Source organism: Castellaniella sp. GW247-6E4, assembly GCF_040276065.1.
Taxonomy (GTDB): domain Bacteria; phylum Pseudomonadota; class Gammaproteobacteria; order Burkholderiales; family Burkholderiaceae_B; genus Castellaniella.
Map to the genome: position 1 here is coordinate 335500 of NZ_JBELOI010000001.1, position 20891 is coordinate 356390.

At 67.8% G+C, this 20891-nt stretch carries 20 protein-coding genes; 6 read left to right on the forward strand and 14 right to left on the reverse strand.

Features of this window, described 5'->3' with window-relative positions; genetic code table 11:
• Positions 1 to 86: 86 nt before the first annotated feature.
• Positions 87 to 266, reverse strand: coding sequence for a hypothetical protein (locus ABS761_RS01535; protein WP_350406193.1), 180 nt, complete (start codon positions 264 to 266; stop codon positions 87 to 89).
• Positions 267 to 491: 225 nt separating this feature from the next.
• On the opposite strand from ABS761_RS01535, the gene ABS761_RS01540 reads away from it, so the two are divergent.
• Positions 492 to 1700 (forward strand): MFS transporter, encoded by a 1209-nt coding sequence (locus ABS761_RS01540; protein ID WP_350406194.1) that lies wholly within the window; start codon positions 492 to 494, stop codon positions 1698 to 1700.
• Here the strand turns inward: ABS761_RS01540 and ABS761_RS01545 are convergent.
• The 9 genes from ABS761_RS01545 to ABS761_RS01585 form a co-directional block, all read right to left on the reverse strand.
• The gene (locus tag ABS761_RS01545; protein WP_350406195.1) at positions 1682 to 3163 is read right to left on the reverse strand and encodes a THUMP domain-containing class I SAM-dependent RNA methyltransferase; all 1482 of its coding nucleotides are present in this window, start codon (positions 3161 to 3163) and stop codon (positions 1682 to 1684) included. The genes ABS761_RS01540 and ABS761_RS01545 overlap by 19 nt on opposite strands.
• Positions 3164 to 3167: 4 nt before the next feature.
• The gene (locus ABS761_RS01550; RefSeq protein WP_350406197.1) at positions 3168 to 3590 is read right to left on the reverse strand and encodes a CopD family protein; all 423 of its coding nucleotides are present in this window, start codon (positions 3588 to 3590) and stop codon (positions 3168 to 3170) included.
• Positions 3587 to 4852: a glutamate-5-semialdehyde dehydrogenase gene (locus ABS761_RS01555; protein ID WP_350406198.1), complete on the reverse strand. Its 1266-nt coding sequence runs from the start codon at positions 4850 to 4852 to the stop codon at positions 3587 to 3589. Before ABS761_RS01555 ends, ABS761_RS01550 begins: the two co-directional genes overlap by 4 nt.
• Positions 4853 to 4876: 24 nt before the next feature.
• Positions 4877 to 5932 (reverse strand): DNA polymerase III subunit delta, encoded by a 1056-nt coding sequence (gene holA / locus ABS761_RS01560; protein ID WP_350406199.1) that lies wholly within the window; start codon positions 5930 to 5932, stop codon positions 4877 to 4879.
• Between the two features lie 4 nt (positions 5933 to 5936).
• Positions 5937 to 6578 (reverse strand): LPS-assembly lipoprotein LptE, encoded by a 642-nt coding sequence (locus ABS761_RS01565; RefSeq protein WP_350406200.1) that lies wholly within the window; start codon positions 6576 to 6578, stop codon positions 5937 to 5939.
• A 7-nt stretch (positions 6579 to 6585) separates the two neighbouring features.
• Entirely contained in the window at positions 6586 to 9237 is a 2652-nt protein-coding gene (gene leuS, locus ABS761_RS01570; protein WP_350406202.1) for a leucine--tRNA ligase, read from the reverse strand.
• A gap of 186 nt (positions 9238 to 9423) precedes the next feature.
• Positions 9424 to 9591 carry a 50S ribosomal protein L33 gene (gene rpmG, locus ABS761_RS01575; protein WP_003810296.1) on the reverse strand — a complete coding sequence of 56 codons (168 nt, stop codon included), beginning with the start codon at positions 9589 to 9591 and terminating at the stop codon, positions 9424 to 9426.
• A 19-nt stretch (positions 9592 to 9610) separates the two neighbouring features.
• Positions 9611 to 9847, reverse strand: coding sequence for a 50S ribosomal protein L28 (rpmB, locus tag ABS761_RS01580; protein WP_043681023.1), 237 nt, complete (start codon positions 9845 to 9847; stop codon positions 9611 to 9613).
• A gap of 67 nt (positions 9848 to 9914) precedes the next feature.
• Positions 9915 to 11108: a multidrug effflux MFS transporter gene (locus ABS761_RS01585; protein WP_350406206.1), complete on the reverse strand. Its 1194-nt coding sequence runs from the start codon at positions 11106 to 11108 to the stop codon at positions 9915 to 9917.
• A gap of 92 nt (positions 11109 to 11200) precedes the next feature.
• Here ABS761_RS01585 and ABS761_RS01590 point away from each other — a divergent pair, with 92 nt between their 5' ends.
• The 4 genes from ABS761_RS01590 (at position 11201) to ABS761_RS01605 (ending at position 15909) form a co-directional block, all read left to right on the forward strand.
• Entirely contained in the window at positions 11201 to 12454 is a 1254-nt protein-coding gene (locus ABS761_RS01590; protein WP_502881371.1) for a class I SAM-dependent methyltransferase, read from the forward strand.
• 365 nt (positions 12455 to 12819) lie between these two features.
• On the forward strand, positions 12820 to 13806 hold the full coding sequence (locus ABS761_RS01595) for an ABC transporter substrate-binding protein (RefSeq protein WP_350406609.1): 987 nt from the start codon (positions 12820 to 12822) through the stop codon (positions 13804 to 13806).
• Between the two features lie 11 nt (positions 13807 to 13817).
• Positions 13818 to 14672: an ABC transporter permease gene (locus ABS761_RS01600; protein ID WP_350406208.1), complete on the forward strand. Its 855-nt coding sequence runs from the start codon at positions 13818 to 13820 to the stop codon at positions 14670 to 14672.
• Position 14673: 1 nt separating this feature from the next.
• Entirely contained in the window at positions 14674 to 15909 is a 1236-nt protein-coding gene (locus ABS761_RS01605; protein ID WP_350406209.1) for a quaternary amine ABC transporter ATP-binding protein, read from the forward strand.
• Positions 15910 to 15929: 20 nt separating this feature from the next.
• Here ABS761_RS01605 and ABS761_RS01610 read toward each other — a convergent pair whose 3' ends face one another.
• From ABS761_RS01610 to radC, 4 genes are all read right to left on the reverse strand, one after another.
• Entirely contained in the window at positions 15930 to 17342 is a 1413-nt protein-coding gene (locus ABS761_RS01610; RefSeq protein ID WP_350406210.1) for an MATE family efflux transporter, read from the reverse strand.
• Positions 17339 to 19096, reverse strand: coding sequence for an ArnT family glycosyltransferase (locus ABS761_RS01615; RefSeq protein ID WP_350406211.1), 1758 nt, complete (start codon positions 19094 to 19096; stop codon positions 17339 to 17341). Before ABS761_RS01615 ends, ABS761_RS01610 begins: the two co-directional genes overlap by 4 nt.
• Before the next feature lie 132 nt (positions 19097 to 19228).
• Positions 19229 to 19495: a type B 50S ribosomal protein L31 gene (locus ABS761_RS01620; RefSeq protein ID WP_350406213.1), complete on the reverse strand. Its 267-nt coding sequence runs from the start codon at positions 19493 to 19495 to the stop codon at positions 19229 to 19231.
• Positions 19496 to 19656: 161 nt separating this feature from the next.
• Entirely contained in the window at positions 19657 to 20364 is a 708-nt protein-coding gene (radC, locus tag ABS761_RS01625) for a RadC family protein (protein ID WP_350406214.1), read from the reverse strand.
• A gap of 50 nt (positions 20365 to 20414) precedes the next feature.
• Between radC and ABS761_RS01630 the strand changes: the two genes are divergently transcribed.
• The gene (locus tag ABS761_RS01630; RefSeq protein WP_350406216.1) at positions 20415 to 20891 is read left to right on the forward strand and encodes an FKBP-type peptidyl-prolyl cis-trans isomerase; all 477 of its coding nucleotides are present in this window, start codon (positions 20415 to 20417) and stop codon (positions 20889 to 20891) included.

A 20891-nucleotide genomic window follows, 5' to 3' on the forward strand; every position in this document is an offset into this window, starting at 1 on the left:
CGGGCCTCGATTGCCTACGCTTTGACCGCCCAGCTTCTGGGCGTCAGTTCATCCTGGCTGCGCTCGCGGCGATGCGACAGCGAGGCTCAGTGGGCGGTGTGGGTCTGATTCAGCACGACCTCGGGGCCCCTGAAGAACGACACGATCTTGCGGAACAGCTTGACCATCAATTCGTCCAGGCGGGGGTACTCATACTGGGCTGCGATGGCTTGTTGCAGCAGTTCACGTTCGAGGGAATCGGTCAGGTGGGTGTGGTTGATGTTCATGGCTAGCCTCTTAGCTGATGAAGAGCGTTTCGCTCGGGTTAACCCTATTATAGGGTTAACCCTAGATTGAATGCAAGCGGCTTTTTACTGAAGAGCACTGGGGCATGAAACGGGAGGCGGGCCGCGGGCTTGCGCCACGCGCGCCTCGACGTCCCCGGCCGTGTCGTTGGGGCTCTCTTTGTCGGCGCAGTGGACGTGTCGGGTCTGATACGTACAATCGCACGCATGGATGCATCGTTTCAAGAACTGCTCAGAGTGCGCAGGGCACTGTTTGGCTGTTTTCTCGCCATCGGCTTCGCCATGGCGTCCTGGATCGTGCGCACGCCGTCCATCCGCGATGCGCTGGATGCGTCGACCGCGCAGATGGGCATGGTGCTCTTTGGCTTTTCGCTGGGTTCCATGGGCGGCATCCTGCAAGCGGGCAGGATCGTCGCACGCGTCGGGGCCGACCGCGCCATTTTGGCCGGTTTGGGCTTGGCCGCGTCCGGTCTGCTGGGAGTGGCCGGGGGCACCTTGGCCGCTTCGGCGTGGCTGGCCGGTCTGGGCCTGGGACTGGTTGGGCTGGGCATGGCCGTGTCCGAGGTCGCGGTCAACGTGCTGGGCGCGCATGTCGAGCGGGGGCTGTCGCGCCCGGTGCTCACCGCTGTCCATGGGTGCTTCAGCCTGGGCACGACCGTTGGCGCGGCCTGCGGGCTGCTGATCGTCGCGTGGGGGATTTCAGTGGCATGGCACATGCTGGTGGCTTGCGCGATCTTGGCGCCCATGATGATCCACGTATCCAGAGGCGTCGCCGGCGCCCCCGGCGCGCGGCCGGGCGCCGGGGCGCGGCACGCGGGTTTCCTGGCCACGATTGGAGCGGATCCCAGGCTATTGCTGATCGGCCTGATCGTGGTGGCGGTCGCGTTGGCCGAGGGTGCGGCCAATGACTGGCTGCCCTTGCTGATCGTGGATGCGCATGGGGCCTCGGAAAAAACCGGCTCGCTGCTGTTCACGGCCTTTGCCGCGACGATGACGGCGGGTCGTTTCCTGGGGACGGGGGCCTTGCGCCGCTTCGGCCCTGTGGCCGTGATGCGGGTCAGCGGCATCATCGGCGCGTTGGGCATCCTGGCCGTGATCCTCGCGCCGAATCTTTATCTGGCCGGTGCGGCCGTGGTGCTGTGGGGCATCGGCGCATCACTTGGCTTTCCGGTGGCCATGTCCGCCGGTGCGGCCAACGGACCGAATCCGGCCGCACGCATCGGCGTGCTGGCCACGATCGGCTACACCGCTTTTCTGGTCGGCCCGCCCATGCTCGGGTTTATCGGCGAGCGCATCGGCTTGAGCCTGGCGATGTTGGTCGTGCTGGGCCTGCTGGCGTTTCCGATCGTGTTTGCCTTTGCCCTGGGGCCCGCGCGCGGCCCAGCCGCGCCGGAATCCTATTCCCGGTCCCGATAGCCGCCCGCCACCATGCTGAATTGAAACAGCCGGCAGTCCAGGGCACCGTTGTGCAGGGGGTGTCGGCGGTGTGCCTTGAGGCGCATGCGCTCGGGCAGGTCGAGATCGCTGGTGATCACGTTGACCTGCCAGCCGCCGTAGTGCTGCTTGAGGTGGCTCGCCCATTGCGGCCAGAGGTCGGCGTCGTCCCCGCTCAGGCGCTCGCCGTAGGGGGGGTTGGTGACGATCCAGCCCTCGGGCGCGGGCGGGAGGATCCGGCGCGCATCCCCGATCTCGAGGCGGACGGATTCAGGAGTCAAGTGCGCGCGCTCGAGGTTGGCGCGGGCGGCGGCGATCGCGGCCGGGTCCAGGTCGCAGCCGACCAGCGCCTGCTCGAGCCGTGGCGCGATGCGCGCGCGGGCGTCGTCCTTGAGGTCGCGCCAGAGGCGCGCGTCGTGGCTGCGCAGGCGCTCGAAGCTGAAGGGGCGCCAGATCCCCGGGGGTACGCCCAGGGCGATCCAGGCCGCCTCGATCAAGAGGGTGCCGCTGCCGCAGAAGGGATCCAGCAGGGCCGCGTCGGGCGTCCAGCCCGACAGGGCGAGCAAGCCCGCCGCGAGATTCTCGCGCAGGGGCGCCTCGCCTTTGTCCAGGCGCCAGCCGCGCTTGAATAGCGATTCCCCCGAGACATCGAGGTAGAGCGTGGCCCGGTCGGCCTCGAGGAACAGGTGCACGCGCGCGTCGGGGCGCACGGTATCGATGTCGGGCCGCGCGCCTTCGCGTTCCCGCAGGCGGTCGCAGATGCCGTCCTTGGCGCGCAGGTTGCAGTATTGGAGGCTGCGCAGAGGGCTGCGTACCGCCGAGGTGTCCACGCGCAGCGTCTGCTCGGCGCCGAACCAGCGCTCCCAGGGCGTCTGTCGCGCCAGTTCGAGGATGTCATCCTCGGTCTGGATCCCGGCCTGGGCCACGCGCACCAGGACGCGCGTGGCCAGCCGCGAGTGGAGGTTGGCCCGCAGCACGCCGGTCCAGTCGGCGCGGAAGTGGCAGCCGGCGCGCCCCCGGCGCACAGCGTCGTAGCCCAGGGCCTGGAGCTCGAGCTCGAGCGCTTCCTCGAGCCCGTGCGGGCAGGAAGCAAACAGATCGAAGATCTCGGCCGCGCGCGGGGCGCGCACGCGGCGGATGCGCGCCTCGGGTTCGGGCGTCGCGTGCGCAGTCTCGGAGGGGTGTACGGTGCGGGGCGCCGCCTCGCGCGGGGGCCGGGTCTCGCGCGCGGGACGGGTGCCGGGTCGGGGCGTGGGCTCGCGGTGGCGGGGCGGGCCACCGGCCGATGGCCGTGCCTCGGGGGACTGCTGCTGGGCGCGTTCCTGGAGCGCGACCTGGCGCGCCCGGGCGCCCGAGCGTTTGCGCGGCGCCTCCCGGTCCGGCGCCGCGGGCGCCCGCGCCTTGCCTTTGAGGCTCAGGGTCTTGCGTGAGGAGGAGTCGTTCATGGCTTCAGAAGGGCTTGATCACGACCATGGCCAGGATCAGCAGGAGGAGCAGGACGGGGATTTCGTTGAACCAGCGGAAATAGCGGTGGCCGTGGGTGTTGCTGCCGCGTTCGAAGCGGCGCAGGGCCGCGAGGCACAGCAGGTGGTAGGCGACGAGGGCGGCGACGGCGGCGAGCTTGACGTGCATCCAGAGCTGCCCGCGGCCCACGCCCCATCCCAGGTAGAGCCAGAGCCCCAGCAGGACGGCCAGCACCGCCAGCGGCGTCATGAATCGATAGAGGCGGCGGGCCATGCCCAGCAACACCGCGCGCGCACCAGGGTCGGCGGTCTGGGCCAGGTTCACGTAGATGCGCGGCAGGTAGAACAGGCCCGCGAACCAGGCGACGACGAACAAAATGTGCAAGGTTTTGACCCAGAGCACGGTCATCCCCGCAATTGGCCTTCGCCGGTCAACACCCATTTCAGGATCGTCAGCCCTTCGAGGCCCACCGGGCCGCGTGCGTGCAGGCGATTGGTCGAGATGCCGATCTCGGCCCCGAGCCCGTACTCGAAGCCGTCGGCAAAGCAGGTCGGCAGATTGACGTAGACCGAGCTGGAGTCCACCTCGCGCTGAAAACGCTGAGCGGCCGCCAGGTTTTCGGTGATGATCGATTCCGTATGTTCGGAGCCATAGCGCGCAATGTGTTCCATGGCCTCGTCGAGCGTGTCGACGATGCGCACGGCCAGGATGGGGGCGAGGAATTCGGTGGCCCAGTCCGCCTCGGTGGCCGGCACGCTGTCGCCCAGCCATGCCGCGGCGCGCGGGCAGGCGCGCAGCTCGACCCCCAGCGCTGCGAGGCGCTGGCCCAGCCGGGGCAGCAGCGTCTCGGCGACATCCGCGTGGACCAAGAGGGTTTCGACCGCGCCGCAGATGCCGCAGCGGTAGGTCTTGGCATTGACGACGACCTCGATCGCGCGCTCGAGGTCGGCGGCCGCATCGACGTAAATGTGGCAATTGCCTTCGAGGTGCTTGATCATGGGGACTCGGGCTTCCTCGGCCAGGCGCGCGATCAGGCCCTTGCCGCCGCGCGGCACGATGACGTCGATGTATTCGGTCATGCGTATCATTTCGCCCACGGCCGCCCGATCCGTGGTGCCGACGACCTGGACGGCGTGGGCGGGCAGCCCCGCCTCGGCCAGGCCCGCCTGGATGATGGCGCCCAGGGCGCGGTTCGAGTGGAATGCCTCGCTGCCGCCGCGCAGGATGGCGGCATTGCCCGATTTCAGACACAGGGCCGCCGCATCGATGGTCACGTTCGGCCGCGATTCATAGATGATGCCGATGACGCCCAGCGGCACCCGCATGCGCGCGACCCGCATGCCGTTGGGGCGGATCTGCGTTTCGCTCAGGCCGCCGATGGGGTCGGGCATGGCGGCGATCTGTTCGAGGCCCAGGGCCATGGTGTCCAGGGCCTTGTCGGACAGCCGCAGGCGTTCGACCAGGGGCGCCTCGAGACCGTTGCTCTCGGCCGCCTCGAGATCGCGGGCGTTTTCGGCCTGCAGCCAGGCCTTGCGGGTGCGCAGCCCGCCGGCCATCGCCCGTAGGGCTCGCGCCTTGGCCTGGCCGGTGGCATTGCGCATGCCGCGCGCCGCCTGGCGGGCTTGGCGGCCCAGGAGAGTCATGGAGGAGTCGGAGGGGATGTCGCTCATGGGGCCACAGTACAAAAGTAAGGTTCAGGGACGCGGTGCGCCCGCGACGGCGATGCGCATGATCAGGCGGGTGAGCTCGTCCCAGGGGTCGGACAGTCTGCCGGGGACGGGGATGCCCTTGATCAGGCAGTCGATTTCCTGGACGTGCCGCACCGCGGCCGGCCAGGCGCCGGGCGGCACCCGCGCCAGCGCCTGACGCGCGAGGCGTTCGCGCGGGCCAAACAGCCGGTGCTTGCGCAACAGCGCATCGATGCTCTGGCCGGCGCGCTGGGCTTCGGACAGGCGGGCGAGGATGCGGATTTCCTCGCCCACCGCCCATAATACCAGCAGGAGGGCCTCGCCCTCGGCCCGCAGGCCCTCGAGCACCGACAGGGCCCGGTCGGCGCGGCCTTGCAGCATCGCATCGCGCAGGTCGAACAGGTTGTAGCGTGCCACGTTGAGGACGGCGGCCTGTGCCTGCTCGAGCGAGACGCGGCCGGGCGGATAGAGTAGCGCCAGCTTCTGGATTTCCTGGTGGGCGGCCAGCAGGTTGCCCTCGACTTTGTCGGTCACCCAGTCCAGGGCCTCGCGCGCCATGTCCTGCCCCTGGCGCCCGAGGCGGCTCGAGATCCAGGCGGGCAGGGCTTCGCGGCCGATGGCGGGCACGTCCACCCAGAGGGCGGCCTTTCGCAGGGCTTGAGCCCACTTGCTTTGCTGGGTGGCGCGATCCAGCCCCGGCAGGTGGACGACGATATGCACGTCCGGCAACCGGCCCTCGGCCGCGAGGGTCGCAATGCGTTGCAGGGTTTCGCCGCCGGTCTTGCCGGGCTTGCCCGTGGGCAGGCTGATCTCGAGCAGCCGCAGATCGCCGAACAACGAGGTGTTCTGCGTGGCCGCCAGCACGGCGCTCCAATCGCCGCGCGCATCCATGACCAGCCGTGTGCGCTCGGCGCAGCCCAGGCGCGTGGCCGCGGCGCGCAGCGCATCGCCCGCCTCGGTGGCGAGCAGGATCTCGTCGCCGCAGATCACCGTGCAGGGCGCAAGCGATTGCGCCGATGCCAGTTGTGCGATGAAGCGATCGGGATCCGCGTCGCGGCTCATGGCCTCAGGGGTAGGTGGCGGGCGAGGCCGGCCGCGACAGCGGACCGATCGGCCGCTTGGCGGGCGCCGTCGCGTCCGGTTCGCCGGGGACCTCCACCACCGGGCGGCTGGAGACGTTGGCGTAGGCTTCGGCGACCTCGGGGGCGCTCAGGCGTCGCAGGATCTGGTCGATCAGCCCATTGCGCATATTGGTGAAGGTGCGCGTGATCTCGCTTTCCTTGGCCTGGACGATGCGCTCGTTGTAGGGCAGCTCGCGCACACTGTGCAGCGTGGTCGGTGCCAGGATCAGGTGACCCTCGCGGTCGAGCACCTCGAAGGTGAAGGCGAGCTGAAGCTCGTATTCCTCGACGCGGCCCTCGGCGTCCAGTGAGACCTGGCGCAGGTTCTGCTCGTCCGATATCTGATGCAAGTAGGCGTCGGCCTCGGTGAGCCGCTCGGTGAAGCGCGTGTCCGGCGAGTTCGACAGAATGGCGCGTTGCAGGCGCGCGCCGAATTCCGTATCCGGGCTGATGTTGGTGTAGATCGTCTTGAAGGGCACGGGTGTGGCCCCCTTCAGATGGAAGCCGCAGGCGGCCAGGACCGCGCACAGCGCCAGGGTGGCGGCCAGGCGCAGGCCATGGCGGCGGGCAGGGCGGAAGGGGGCCATGGGGAGGCTATCCTACGACGTTGACCAGGCGGCCGGGGACGATGATCACGCGCTTGGGCTCGCGGCCCTCGAGAAAGCGCAGGGCGGCCTCGTGACCGCGGGCCTGGGCCTCGATGCTGGCCTTGTCGGCGTCCTGGGCAACCGAGATCTGGGCGCGGACCTTGCCGTTGACCTGCAGGACCAGCTCGATCCGGTCGGCGCGCAGAGCGGCCTCGTCGACCTGCGGCCAGGGCGCATCCAGGAGGTCGCCCCAGCGGGCATCCAGGCCGAGCTCGCGCCACAGGCGCCAGGTGATGTGAGGCACCACGGGGTACAGCACCCGCAGCAGGATCGACACCCCCTCGGACAGCGCGCGGCCGCTGGCCGGCGCCGCGCCGGCGGTCTCGAGCGCGTTGAGCATCTTCATCGCCGCCGAGACGACGGTGTTGTACTGGATGCGCTGATAGTCATAGTCGGCCTGCTTGAGCAGGGTGTGGATCTGGCGCCGCAGGTCCAGGTCGGCCTCGCCGGCCCCGGACCAGTCGGCGTCGGTGTCGCGCGCGCCACGGATGTCCTGTACGTGGGCGTGGCACAGGGCCCAGAGCCGGCGCAGGAAGCGATTCGCGCCGTCGACGCCGGAGTCCGACCATTCGAGGGTCTGTTCGGGTGGGCTTGCGAACATGACGAACAGTCGCGCGGTGTCGGCGCCCAGTCCATCGATCAGCGATTGCGGGTCGACACCGTTGTTCTTGGACTTGGACATGGTGCCGATGCCGCCGTAGTCGATCGGCGATCCGTCGGATTTCAGGCGCGCGCCGACGATCGTGCCCTTGTCGTCGCGGATGTTCTCGACGTGCTCGGGCCAGAAATACTCGATGCCGCCACGGGCGTTCTTGCGCGAATAGATATGGTTGAGCACCATTCCCTGGCAGAGCAGGCGGGTGAAGGGCTCGGAAAACTCGAGCAGGCCGAGGTCGCGCATCACGCGCGTCCAGAACCGGGCGTACAGCAGATGCAGGACCGCGTGCTCGATGCCGCCGATGTATTGGTCCATCGGCATCCAGTAGTCGTTGCGCGCATCGACCATGGCCGTGTCGTTGCCGGGCGAGGTGTAGCGCATGAAATACCAGGACGAGTCCACAAAGGTGTCCATGGTATCGGTCTCGCGGCGCGCGGCCTTGCCGCAGCGCGGGCATTGGCACGACAGGAAGCTCTCGTGCCGGGCGAGCGGATTGCCGTTGCCGTCGGGCACCAGGTCCTCGGGCAGGATCACCGGCAGGTCGCGCTCGGGGACGGGCACCGGGCCGCAGTCCTCGCAGTGGATGATGGGAATCGGGGTGCCCCAGTAGCGCTGCCGCGAGATGCCCCAGTCGCGCAGGCGCCAGGTGGTCCGGGTCTCGCCCAGCCCCATGTCGCTCAGATCGGCGGCCACGGCGCGGATCGCATCGGCGGTGCCGAGGCCGTCGTACTTGCCGGAGGCGACGGCGTGGCCGGCCTGTTTGTCGGCGTACCAGTCCTGCCACGTTTCAGTGGAGTACTCGCGGCCCTCGATGGCGATGACCTGGCGGATCGGCAGGCCGTATTTCCGGGCGAAGGCGAAGTCGCGCTCGTCGTGGGCGGGCACGCCCATCACCGCGCCGTCGCCGTAGCCCATCAAAACGTAATTGCCGACCCAGATCGGCACGGCCTCGCCGCTGAGGGGGTGGATGGCCGTCAGGCCGGTGTCCATGCCCTCTTTGTCGCGGGTGGCCAGCTCGGCCTCGGTGGTGCCGCCTTGCCGGCACGCCTCGATGAAGGCCGCGATCCCGGGATTGTCACGGGCGGCACGCGTCGCCAGCGGATGTTCGGGGGCCACGGCGCAGAAGGTCACGCCCATGATGGTGTCGGCGCGGGTGGTGAACACGTGCAGCAGGCCGTCCTGGATCAGGGTGCCGGAGGCGTCGCGGATGTCGTGGCGGAAGGCGAAGCGCACCCCCTCGCTCTTGCCGATCCAGTTTTCCTGCATCAGGCGCACGCGCTCGGGCCAGCCCGGCAGGCCGCCATCGAGGGTGTCGAGCAGTTCGTCGGCGTAGTCGGTGATGCGCAGGTAGTAGCCGGGAATCTCGCGCTTTTCGACCGGGGCGCCCGAGCGCCAGCCGCGGCCATCGATCACCTGCTCGTTGGCCAGCACGGTCTGGTCCACCGGATCCCAGTTCACGACCTGGGTCTTGCGGTAGGCGATGCCTTTTTCCAGCATCTTGAGGAACAGCCACTGGTTCCACTTGTAGTATTTCGGGTCGCAGGCGCACATCTCGCGCGACCAGTCGATCGCCAGCCCCATCGCCTGCATCTGCTTTTTCATAGTGGCGATGTTGTCGTAGGTCCACTTGGCCGGTGGCACGCCGGATTTCATCGCGGCATTCTCGGCCGGCATTCCGAAGGCGTCCCAGCCCATGGGCATCAGCACGTTGTATCCGCGCATGCGCAACTGCCGGGTCATCATGTCGTTGATGGTGTAGTTGCGCACATGGCCCATGTGCAGCTTGCCGCTGGGGTAGGGCAGCATCGAGCAGGCGTAGAACTTGGGTTTGGGTTCGCCCCGGACGTCGCGCGCGTCCTCGGTGACGCGGTAGACATCGGCCTTGCGCCAGTGCGCCTGGGCATCGGTTTCGACTTCGGTCGGGAGGTAGCGTTCCTGCATGTTGGGATCTTGGATTGTGTTGGAATTGGGCAACCCGTCATTGTACCGTGCCGTGCCCTGCTTGGGCCGGTGCGGCCCCTCGATGCGCGGCCGCCGGGTGCCGGGCAAAAAAAACCGCCCGTGGAACGGGCGGTGGGGATACCAGCGAAAGCCGGCGAGGCGCCCCCGCGGGGGCGGAGCCTCGGACTATTTCAGCTTGGTTTCCTTGTAGTCGACGTGCTTGCGCGCGACGGGGTCGAACTTCTTGATCAGCATTTTTTCGGGCATGTTGCGCTTGTTCTTGGTCGTCGTATAGAAATGACCCGTCCCAGCGGTGGACTCGAGCTTGATCTTTTCGCGGATGCCTTTTGCCATGGTGTGCTCCTAGGGCCGGTCAGGCCAGTTCGCCGCGCGCGCGCAGGTCGGCCAGCACGGCATCGATGCCGTTCTTGTCGATGGTGCGCAGGGCCTTGGTGGACACACGAAGGCGCACCCAGCGGTTTTCGCTCTCGACCCAAAAACGGCGTGACTGCAGGTTGGGCAGGAAACGACGCTTGGTCTTGTTGTTGGCGTGCGAGACATTGTTGCCCACCATCGGGCCTTTGCCGGTCACTTGGCATACGCGTGCCATGGGCTCACCTCTGTGTAATATGGATATCAGTAAAGCCAAGCATTCTAAACTGAAAATGCCTGGAAAATCAAGCGGGGCGCATCGCAAAACGGCCGGACAGCCAGGCCAGCGTCGCGCAGAGCGCCAGTATACCCGCCAGCGGCAGCGGGGTGTCGGTGTGCCAGGCGCTGATCGCCAGGCCCGAGGCCGCGCCGCACAGCATCTGCATGCCGCCCATCAGCGCCGAGGCCACGCCCAGCCGGCGGCCCTGCTCGGCCAATGCGAGCGCCGCCGCGTTGGGGCCCACGAATCCCAGGCTGGCCATGAAGCCCATCAGGCACGCCATCAGCAGGGGCAGGGTGATGAGGTCGCCGAGTGCCAGCAGCAGGGCGGCCACGGCCGCGAGCACCATACCGCGCAGGGCCCGCGCGAGCAGCGCCGCCGGGGTGTGGCGGTTGAGGAGGCGGGCGCCGAGCTGCGAGGCGACGATCAGCGAGGCCGCGTTCAGGCCGAACAGCAGGCCGAAGTACTGCGGCTCGATTCCATAGATGAGGATGAAGATCCGGGGCGAGCCCGAGATGTAGGCGAACAGGCCCGCCGATCCGAATCCGCCCGCCAGGGCGTAGCCCATGAACGCCTTGTGGCGTAGCAGGTCGCGGTAGGTGGCGGCGACGATGCGCGGCGTCAGGGCCGCGATGTGTTCCGGGTCGAGCGATTCGCGCATCGAGCTCGCCACCGCCAGCCACTGCATGATCCCGACCGCGGCCATGATGTGGAAGATCGTCCGCCAGGATCCCAGCAGCAGGGCCTGGGCGCCCATCAGTGGGGCCAGGATCGGCATGACACCCATGACCAGCATCAGCATCGACAGCGCCTTGGCCGCGTCGCGCGTCTCGAGATGATCGCGGATCACGGCACGCGGAATCACCATGCCCGCCGCGCCGCCAAACGCCTGGATGATCCGCCAGAGCGCCAACTGGTCGATGGTGGCCGCCGTGGCGCAGCCCAGCGAGGCGACCACGAACAGGGTGAGGCCCCCCAGCAGGGGGACCTTGCGTCCGTAGCGGTCCGCCAGCGGGCCATAGCAGAGCTGCGCCAGCGCGAGGCCCAGCAGGTAAGAGGCCAGGGTCTGCTCCACCAGGCCCTGGGCGACGCCCAGGTCGGCGGCGATCGCCGGAAACGCGGGCAGATACATGTCGACCGCGAGCGGCCCGATCGCCGCCAACGAGCCCATGAGGATCAGCCAGGGCGGCAGGGTTTCCAGTGTCGTGCGGGGAGGCATGCGAGGGGCTTGAGCTCAATCTATTTGGCGCTACTATAGCAAGGTCCTGAGCGTACAAAAGGGAGGTTGTGTTGAGTGCTATCCAGTCCGCTATAGAAGCCAAGCTTGCTGCATTGCCTATTCCCGTATCTCTCGAACTGCCTGATAGGCAAAAAATCGGCGCCGCCGACGCGGCGATCCGGCTGCGGGTCAAGGACCACGCCGTCCTGGCGCATTTTGCCGCGGGTGAGGTCGGAATCCTCGGCGAGGATTACGTCGAGGGCCGGTTCGGTTTTGAGGGCTCCATGCGCGATCTGATGCGCCTGGCCGCTGGAATCCTGCCTCAATCGCCGGTCGATGCCGCGCGCTCGGGCTGGCTCACCGGGATCGTGCGGCGTCTGGTGTCGGTCTGGCGCCACTCGATCGAACGCGACGCCCGGCAGATCGAGTTCCACTACGACCTGTCGGATGATTTCTATGCCTTGTGGCTGGATCCCCGCAGGGTCTATTCCTGTGCATACTTCCGCGAGCCCGGCATGACGCTGGCGCAGGCCCAGGAGGCCAAGCTCGACCACATCTGCCGCAAGCTCGCGCTGGCGCCCGGCGAGCGTTTCCTGGACGTGGGCGCCGGCTGGGGCGGGCTGCTACTGTGGGCGGCCGAGCACTACGGCGTGCAGGCGTCGGGGATCACACTCTCGCACAACCAGCATGCCTACGTCAATCGGCTGATCGAGGAAAAGGGCCTGGGCGGGCGCGTGCGCATGGACTTGCTGGACTACCGCAAGCTCGATGAATCCACGCCATACGACAAGATCGCCTCGGTCGGCATGTTCGAGCACGTGGGCCGCGCGCAATTGACGGGATACTTCGCCAAGCTGCGCCGCCTGGTGCGCCCGGGCGGCCTGATCCTGAATCACGGCATCACCGCCGGCGGCCTGGACAACGCCGAGCTTGGTGCGGGCATGGGGGACTTCATCGAGAAATTCATCTTCCCCGGCGGCGAACTCTCGCACATCAACTACGTCATGCGCACGCTCGCCGAGGCGGGCCTCGAGGACGTGGATGTCGAGAACATCAGGCCGCACTATGCGCGCACGCTCTGGGCCTGGAGCGACGCCCTCGAGGACAAGCTCGAACAGGCCCGCGCCATTCTGAACACCGACCAGGGCGCCCGGTCGCTGAGGGCCTACCGCATGTACCTGGCGGGCTGCGCGATGGGCTTCGAGCACGGCTGGATCGCCCTGCACCAGATCCTCGTCCAGCCCCGTACCCACGGGCGTGAGGACGAGCTCGACTACCCCGCCGACCTGAGCTATCCCTGGCGCCGGGACTACATTTATCGCGATCCGTCAAGCCCCTCCAGGTAGCCAAAAAGGTTTATTTTGCATCATCATGTGTGTAAAATAAGGTTTCGCCCGTGACTTGAGGGTCATGGGTCAGCCGCCCGGGCTCGGGGTTCCGAATAAGCCGGGCGGCATGATTTTTCAATTCTGGCGTATGACGGGCCGGTTCGCATCGGCCCCATCACCCTGTCAATGGATGCCATTGGGCATCCGCGCTAGTGCCGGTATGTATTGGCGGGTCAGCCCCCGTCTTCCGCACACCCTCCCCTAAGCTATGGCGCGCGATACGTTTCGTGTATTGCGCGTCTCCGTAACCCAAAGGAGGCTACATGTCTACTCAATCCCCCCTGCCGCGCAAGACGGCCTTTCGTCATCGCCTATCCCAAGGGATGGTCGGCCTTGCGCTGACCGCCCTGCTGGGCGGTGTTCCCCTGGTGGCCCAGGCCGCCGACACCCCGCAATGCGAGCTCGACCGCCCGATGCGGTTTGGCGGCATGAACTGGGAGTCGAATTTGGTGCTCGTCGAGGTCGAGCGCTTCATCATCAAGCACGGCTACGGCTGCGAGTCCGAGGTCCTGCCCACCGAGACCTTGCCCGCGCTCGCGGCCCTCGAGCGCGGCGACCTGGACATCAATACCGAGCTGTGGCTGAACAGCACGCTCGAGCCCTGGAACAAGGCGCAGGCGAGCGGCAAGGTCAAGCGCATCGGCGACTTGTACATGGGCGGCGAGGCCTGGTTCATCCCGCGCTATACGGCCGAGCGGCTGCCTGGGCTGAAAAAGGCCGCCGACCTGCCCAAGTTCAAGGACGAATTCAAGGATCCCGAGGAGCCCGGCAAGGGTCGCTTCTACGGTTGCCCGGCGGGCTGGGCCTGCGAGGTCGTGAACGGCAATCTGTTCAAGGCCCTGGGCATGAGCGACACCTTCACATTGTTCTCGCCGGGGACCGGCGCGACACAGAAGGCGGCGCTGGCCTCCGCCTACCAGCGCAAGGAAAACATCGTCTTCTACTACTGGTTCCCGACCTCGATTGTAGGGTCCATGGACTTGGTGCAACTCGAGCTGCCGCCTTACGACAAGGAAAAGCAGCTCTGCCTGACTGACGTGAACTGCGCCGATCCGCAGCCCACCGCATATCCGGACAATCCGGTGTTCACCGCGGTCAATACCGAGTTCTCTGAAAAGGCGCCCAAGCTGATCGGCTTCCTCTCCGGGGTCAAGGTTCCGCTCGACGCCATGAACGCAACCTTGTCGTACATGGATGAGAACGAACTGGATGCCGAGCCCGCCGCCCAGTGGTTCCTGAAATCCAAGCAGGATATCTGGACGCAGTGGCTGCCGGCCGATGTGGCGCAACGCGTGCAGGCGGCGCTCTAAGCGGGGCCGCCATGTTCCCGGAACTCATCAAGGCGCGCGAGCTGCAGCGCCCCATCGACGATTTCGTCGAGGGCATCGTCAATCAGTACGCGGATACCCTGCGCGCCCTGACCCAGCCACTACTCGATCTGCTCGTCTGGTCCGACCAGACCCTGAGACACGCCCCCTGGTGGCTGGTGGTGGGCGCGATCGTGGCGGTCGCCTGGCTGGGTAGCCGCAAGCCCTGGTTCAGCCTGCTCATGGGCGGGTTGCTCTGCCTGCTGGGGGCCGTCGGCCTGTGGGATGCCGCCATGCAGACGCTATCGCTCATGCTGGTGGCGGTGCTGTTTTCGGTGGCCATCGGAATCCCGGTCGGGATCCTGATGGCCAGTGTGAAGTGGGTGCGCGCGGTCATGCTGCCGATCCTGGACGTCATGCAGACCATGCCCAGCTTCGTCTACCTCATCCCCGTGGTGATGCTGTTCAACCTGGGCAAGCTTGCGGCGCTGTTCGCCACGGTGATCTACGCGGTGCCGCCGGTCATCCGCCTCACCGACCTGGGCATCCGCCTGGTCGATCACGAGGTGCTGGAGGCCTCGCGGGCCTTTGGAGCAAGCCGCACGCGCCAGCTCTTTGGGGTGCAGCTCCCGCTCGCGCTGCCCAACATCATGGCGGGCATCAACCAGACCACCATGATGGCGCTGGCCATGGTGGTGATCGCCTCCATGATCGGGGTGCGCGGACTGGGCTACGAGGTCCTGCAAGGGATCAACCGCCTCCAGGTGGGGCGCGGCCTGCTGGCGGGTCTGGGGATCGTGATTCTGGCAATTATCTTCGACCGCATCACCCAGCAGTTCGGCAATCGGCAGCTGCGGCGGAGGGCCTGACATGAGCAAGATCGAAGTCCGCAATATCTACAAGGTGTTCGGCCCCCGGCCGCAACGCTGGATGAATGCCGTGCGCGACGGCATTTCGAAAGAGGTGCTGCTCGAGCGCAGTGGCCATACGCTGGGCCTGCGCGACATCAGCCTGTCCGTCGAGGATGGCCACATCCACGTGATCATGGGCTTGTCGGGCTCGGGCAAGTCCACGCTGATTCGTCATTTCAACCGCCTCATCGACCCCAGCGCCGGCCAGATTCTGGTCGACGGGGTCGATGTCATGCGCTTGCGCCCGCGCGAGCTCGAGCGTTTCCGGCGCTCCAAGATGAGCATGGTGTTCCAGCGCTTCGGCTTGCTGCCCCACCGCAGCGTCCTGGACAACGCCGCCTACGGGCTCGCCGTCCAGGGCGTGGGCCGCGCGGCCCGCAAGGAACGCGCCATGCATTGGCTCGAGCAGGTCGGCCTGTCCGGTTTCGAGGGGCAATATCCGCATCAGCTCTCGGGCGGCATGCAGCAGCGCGTGGGCCTGGCCCGCGCCCTGGCCACCGATGCCGAAATCCTGCTGATGGACGAGGCGTTCTCGGCGCTCGACCCGTTGATCCGCCGCGAGATGCAGGACCAACTCCTGGCCCTGCAGGCGCGCCTGAACAAGACCATCGTGTTCATCACTCACGACCTGGATGAGGCCTTGCGCCTGGGCAACCGGATCGCCATCCTCAAGGACGGCGAGCTGGTCCAGGAAGGCGCGCCCGAGGACATCCTGCTCGCGCCGGCCAACGACTACGTCCAGTCCTTCCTGCAGGATGTCAATCGCGGCAAGGTCCTCAACGCCGCGCACGCCTGCAACGAGCGGCCCTTGACGCTGACCATGCGCACGCATCCCGCACATGCCTTGGATCGCCTGGCGGGGCGGGGCTACGAGTATGCGGCAGTGCTCGACGGCAAGCGCCTGGCGGGGGTCCTGACGCGCGAGCAGGCCGAGCGGGCAGTGCGCAGCGGTGCGCGCGACGTGGCGCGCTACGTGGGCGACATGGCTTCCGTGCCCGCCAGCGCCGGCCTCGACGAGGTTCTCGCGCGTCTGCTGCGCAGCCCCGAACCCCTGGCGGTCACCGGCGAGGACGACGAGTTCGTCGGGGTGCTGTCGCGCAGCCGCGTGGTGGAACTGGTCAGCCCGGTGGCTGGCGCGGACGGGGCGGGACCGCCGCCCGAGCCCATGGCAGCGGTGGCGCGGGACGCGGCCTGAGCCTTGCCCTGGTGTGGGTTTCAGCCCCGGGCCAGGCGGGCGGCGGTGCGCCGCAGGACCCGGGCGTACCATCCGAAGAGCAGGGCCGAGGTCAGGCCCAGGCCGGCGGCCGCCATGATCCACATGGTGGCGGCCCCCACGGGCGCGCCGGGCATCAGCCAGTCGGCCACGGGCCGCAGACGGCCCGCGCCCGGACCGTAGCCCAGCCACCAGCCGCCGACCAGGCCCACGCCGGTCAGGGCGACGATCTGCAGGATCAACGGCACCACGGCAACCTTGTAGGCGCGCAGCAGATAGGCGCTGGCGCAATGCATGGCGTCGCAGAAATGAAACCAGGGGGCGACCTGCAGGAGAGCCAATGCGACCAGCGCCACGCGGGCCTCATCGGTATAGGCGCGCACAATGGGCCCTTGCGCGAGGACCAGGACCGCCGCCGTGGCGGCCGCGCCCAGCGCGACCAGCAGCACGCCGGACAAGCCCGTCGTCTGGGCCCGCGCGGCGTCGTGCGCGCCAATCGCCTGCGCCGTCAACGAAGCCGTCGACAGGCTGATCGACATCGGAAGCATATAGCACAGGGCGATCAAGTTGGCGAGGATCTGCTGGCCGCCGCTGACGTACAGGCCGTCGCGCGCGATCAACAGGGCCATGAAGCTGAAAGCGCAGACCTCGATCAGATACGAGCCGCCCATGGGCAGTCCGAGCCTGAGCAATTCCTTTTGGTCGGCCCACCGGGGGCGGCGCACCCGCAGGTCCAGCGCGCGAAAGGCCGGCAGGCGCCGGATCATCCACAGCCCGGCGGCGAGGGTCATCCAACTGACCACCAGGGTGGACAGTCCGGCGCCCACGGCGCCCATGGCCGGGATTCCCGCCCAGCCAAAGATGAACATGCCGTTGAACAGCAATTTGAAACCGATGCTGGCGACGTTGATCAGCATCACGACCCGGGTTTGCGAGATCGCGGTGGACAGGGCATAGATGCTGCGAAACACCAGGGCGGCGGGCAGGGCGGCCGCCAGGGCCAGGAGATACCAGGCGATTCGCTTGCGGACCTCGGGGTCGACCGTGCCCGACAGGGACAGCCAGGCATCGGGAAACAGCAGCGTGGCGCCGCCGATCAGGGACAGGTAGAGGGCCAGCCACACGCCTTGGCCCCAGGCGTGGCCGGCGAGGTCCAGGCGCCGGGCGCCGAAGTGTTGGGCGATGATGGGAATCAGGGCGTGGACGACCCCCATCAGGCCGATGAAGATCGTGATGTAGATCGAGGCCCCGAGGGCCATGGCCTGCAGGTCCGTGGCCGTGGTGTGGCCCACCATCGCCGTGTCCAGCACGGCAAAGATGATCCCGGCCCAGGAACTGATCAGGATGGGCCAGGCCTGCCGCAGGATCTCGGCGATGGCGCCGCGCACCGGGCCGGTCCGTGGCGGTCGACTCATGGGGCCTGCTTCAGTCGCAGCAAGCGGAACATCTCGTTGCGGTCGGGGCCGCGCCGGCCTTCCCACAGCGCGGCGCGCTGCGCGTAGGGCGCCTCGCCGTTGCGCAGCGACTCGGGCGCGACCTGTTGCAGAACCAGAGGGCAGCGCTCGTCGAAACTGAACTCGATGCCGTCGAACACCAGGAAGGAGGCGCGCTGGCCGGTGCCCAGGTGCAGCGTGCGCACGCAGTCGCCAGGCTGCTGGTGGATCGCGAGCGCGGCCGCGAGCGAGTGGGAGACCTCGCGGTAACTGCGGACGTAGTCCAGGGCGGGCATCCAGAGGGTCGCCAGCAGCAGCCAGGTCGTGATCAGCCCGCCGGCTGACAGCACCGTGCCGCGCCAAAGGCCGGCCGGGTGCGAGCGCACCCGCCAGCGCACCAGCAGGATCCAGGCGGCGGTTCCCAGCACGGCCAGCGCGAGCGCCGGCCAGGCGACGTGGGCGTCCAGGCCCGAGGTCTGGCGGTCGATGTTGCGTGCGATCTGGGCAGGCCAGCCGGTCTGCACGGCGACCCAGCCCAGCCAGACTGTGGCGGCCGTCAGCGAGAAGCACATGATGGCGAACCAGTCCAGGGTATTGACGATGCCGCGGCGCAGGGTCGGCAGGGCGAATGCGCCCAGGGCGGCGCAGGGCACGGCGAGCACGCTGTATTCCGGCTCGAAGGGGTCGGCCACGAACAACATCACCAGCAGGGCGCCGCCGGCAAAGCTCGCGGGAATGAGGATGTGCGGCGCCGCCAGCCAGCCGCGCCAGCGCCAGAGCGCAAGCAGCGCCAGCGGCCACGTGGGCCATAGAAACCAGGGGAGGTCGCGCGCGATGCTCAGCAAGGCCTTGGGGTGGGGCCAGCCAAAGGACTGGCTGGTCCAGTACCACCAGCTCCGCGTCCAGTACGGGCCGAACTCGCGGGCGGGGATCCACCAGAGCAGGATCAGGACCGCGCAGATCAGGGCGCTGATCGCCAGCCACTTGGATTCGGCGCGCAGCGGGCTACGCGGCAAGAACGCACAGCCGGCGGCGAGCATCAGCGGCAGGCCGCCCAGCCATCCCCGCGCGAGGAATGCGGCGCCCAGCGCCACGCCCAGCGTCACCGCCCCGGACAGCGGATGGTCCAACATGCGGGCGACGGCATAGAAGGCCAGGGCCTGGCACGCGATGACCGCCGGGACCTCGGAGGTTTCGTGCATCCGCCAGACGATGCCGACGGTTGCGACGATCAGGAGCAAGGCGGCGTCGGCCAGCATGCGTCCGTAGTCGCGCGGATGCGGTTCGCCGCCAAAGGGCAGGGCCATGGGCTGCGCCTCGGCGCGCCGGCCCAGCAGGTAGGTGCCATACCAGATCGAACTGGTGAGGATGCCGAACCATAGCAGATTGGGCAAGCGCGAGGCGATGATCGCCGCATCCAGCGGCCCTGAGAACCATTCGAACAGTGGCGCGAATGCCCAGATCGAGAACCCCCCCACCCAGGTGACCAGCGGTCCGTCCTGGGCGTGCGCGAGCGATCCGATCTGCGGCAGCAGCCAGGCATGGGTGCCCGTGTCCGAGAGCGCCGTGAGCATGGTGGCCAGGCTCGTGACGTCGTCGGTCTTCCAGGGGTCGCGGTAGAACAGGCCGGCCAGGATGTAGACCAGTCCGACGACGAGCAGGAATAGACGCGAGAGCTTGACGGCGGCGGGAGCCGTCAGCCTGGCGGGTGTCGAGCGAACGTGGTCTTGGAGCACCGGGACAGCACCAGTGAGGAGATGGACAGAGCCATCTTAAATGAAAAAAGGACCCCCACGCGGCGCCTTCGGCTTGCTGTTCCCCGATAAAAAAGGCAGCCCAGCGGCTGCCTGCGACCTTGCGGGGCGTGCTTACTGGTCTTTCTTGACCGTGCCGGCGGTGCGCGCGAAGCGGGCGCGGAATTTCTCGACGCGGCCGGTCTCGACGATCCGGGTCTGGGCGCCCGTGTAGAAGGGGTGAGACTCGGAGGTCACATCGCACTTGAAAAGCGGGTAGGTCTTGCCGTCGATCTCGGTCGTTTCGCGGGTCGAGAGGGTCGAGCGCGAGATGAACTTGTTGCCGGTTTGCTGATCCAGGAATACGACTTCGCGGTATTCGGGGTGGATGCCTTCTTTCATGGTGGGTTCCAGTCGGTCTGTGGTAGGGTCGCCAGCCGGGCCGATGGCACCAAACCCCATCAAAGACCCAACAACGTATCCAGTAAAGCCGACCATTCTACTGCGTTGCAGGCGTTTTCTCAAGCGCCGCGGGCCAGACCCGCCGCCGCCGGGGCCGCGGCCTACAACTCGCCCCGCTCGGCCAGGGATACCGTCCCGGAGGCGCCCACGATCAGGTGGTCTATCAGGCGGATGTCCACCAGGGCGAGCGCCTGCTTCAAGTGGCGCGTGAGGCTCAGGTCGGCGGGACTGGGCTCGGCCAGGCCCGATGGGTGGTTGTGGGCGAGGATCAGCCCGGCGGCATGATGGCCCAGCGCCGCGCGCACGACCTCGCGGGGATAGACGGTCGCCTGCGACAGGGTCCCGCGCGAGACCTCCTCGCAGCCGATCAATTGCAGTTGGGTGTCGAGATAGAGGGCGATGCAGTGCTCGACCCGCAGGTGCGCCAGGTGCGCGGCGCAGAACTGCTTGACGCGCTGGGGCTGATCCATCGACTGGCCGGCGCGCAGGCCCTCCTCGAGCGCCCGGCGGCTCAGTTCCTGGATGGCCAGTAGCTCGCAGGTCTTGGCCACCCCCACGCCCGGGATCTCCAGCAGCGTGCCGGCCGGGGCGGACAGCAGTGCGCGCAGGCCGCCGAAGCGCTCGAGCAGGCGCCTGCCCAGTGCGACGGCGTCGCACCCGCGGGTGCCGGTGCGCAGCACCACGGCCAGCAGCTCGGCGCTGGTGAGCGAGCGGGCGCCGTGGGCCAGCAGGCGCTCGCGGGGGCGCTCGGGGCTCGCGATGCGGCCGGCCGGGGGCCGGGAATAGGGAGAAGCGGGATCTTGTGTCACATTAGGCTCTAAAATGGGCGCATAAGCATGATCTTCTACGGTGACACACTTTGACTTCCACATCTGACGCGGTGAATACTTTTGTCCGTGCCGATTCCTACGTGACCTTGCACTACCGCATCGAGTTCGCCAGCGGCCAGGGGGCCGGCGCGGTGTTCGTCGATACCTTTTTGGACCGGCCGGCGACCTTGCAAATGGGCGTGGGGCAATGGGCCCCGGGCCTCGAGAGCCTCCTCGTCGGGCGTGTCGAGGGCGAGCATTTCACGGTCGAACTGCCGGCGGCGCAGGCCTACGGCGAACGCAATCCCGAGCTGATCCAGCGCGTCAGCCGCGAGACCATGCGTGACAACGCGCCCCCGGACGCCGAATTCGAGCCGGGCGACATGGTCGAGTTCGTGGCGCCCAACGGCGGGCGGTATTCCGGCGTGCTCAAGGAGCTGGGCGAAACCTCGGGGCTGTTCGATTTCAACCATCCGCTGGCGGGCGTCGATCTGCAGATCGAGGTCCGGATCCTGGGGGTACTGTGA

Excerpts from the sequence above, each read along its gene's own strand:
- ABS761_RS01535 (WP_350406193.1), bottom strand. The coding sequence starts at position 266 with ATGAACATCAACCACACCCACCTGACCGATTCCCTCGAACGTGAACTG.
- ABS761_RS01540 (WP_350406194.1), top strand. The coding sequence starts at position 492 with ATGGATGCATCGTTTCAAGAACTGCTCAGAGTGCGCAGGGCACTGTTT.
- ABS761_RS01545 (WP_350406195.1), bottom strand. The coding sequence starts at position 3,163 with ATGAACGACTCCTCCTCACGCAAGACCCTGAGCCTCAAAGGCAAGGCG.
- ABS761_RS01550 (WP_350406197.1), bottom strand. The coding sequence starts at position 3,590 with ATGACCGTGCTCTGGGTCAAAACCTTGCACATTTTGTTCGTCGTCGCC.
- ABS761_RS01555 (WP_350406198.1), bottom strand. The coding sequence starts at position 4,852 with ATGAGCGACATCCCCTCCGACTCCTCCATGACTCTCCTGGGCCGCCAA.
- holA (WP_350406199.1), bottom strand. The coding sequence starts at position 5,932 with ATGAGCCGCGACGCGGATCCCGATCGCTTCATCGCACAACTGGCATCG.
- ABS761_RS01565 (WP_350406200.1), bottom strand. The coding sequence starts at position 6,578 with ATGGCCCCCTTCCGCCCTGCCCGCCGCCATGGCCTGCGCCTGGCCGCC.
- leuS (WP_350406202.1), bottom strand. The coding sequence starts at position 9,237 with ATGCAGGAACGCTACCTCCCGACCGAAGTCGAAACCGATGCCCAGGCG.
- rpmG (WP_003810296.1), bottom strand. The coding sequence starts at position 9,591 with ATGGCAAAAGGCATCCGCGAAAAGATCAAGCTCGAGTCCACCGCTGGG.
- rpmB (WP_043681023.1), bottom strand. The coding sequence starts at position 9,847 with ATGGCACGCGTATGCCAAGTGACCGGCAAAGGCCCGATGGTGGGCAAC.
- ABS761_RS01585 (WP_350406206.1), bottom strand. The coding sequence starts at position 11,108 with ATGCCTCCCCGCACGACACTGGAAACCCTGCCGCCCTGGCTGATCCTC.
- ABS761_RS01595 (WP_350406609.1), top strand. The coding sequence starts at position 12,820 with ATGGTCGGCCTTGCGCTGACCGCCCTGCTGGGCGGTGTTCCCCTGGTG.
- ABS761_RS01600 (WP_350406208.1), top strand. The coding sequence starts at position 13,818 with ATGTTCCCGGAACTCATCAAGGCGCGCGAGCTGCAGCGCCCCATCGAC.
- ABS761_RS01605 (WP_350406209.1), top strand. The coding sequence starts at position 14,674 with ATGAGCAAGATCGAAGTCCGCAATATCTACAAGGTGTTCGGCCCCCGG.
- ABS761_RS01610 (WP_350406210.1), bottom strand. The coding sequence starts at position 17,342 with ATGAGTCGACCGCCACGGACCGGCCCGGTGCGCGGCGCCATCGCCGAG.
- ABS761_RS01620 (WP_350406213.1), bottom strand. The coding sequence starts at position 19,495 with ATGAAAGAAGGCATCCACCCCGAATACCGCGAAGTCGTATTCCTGGAT.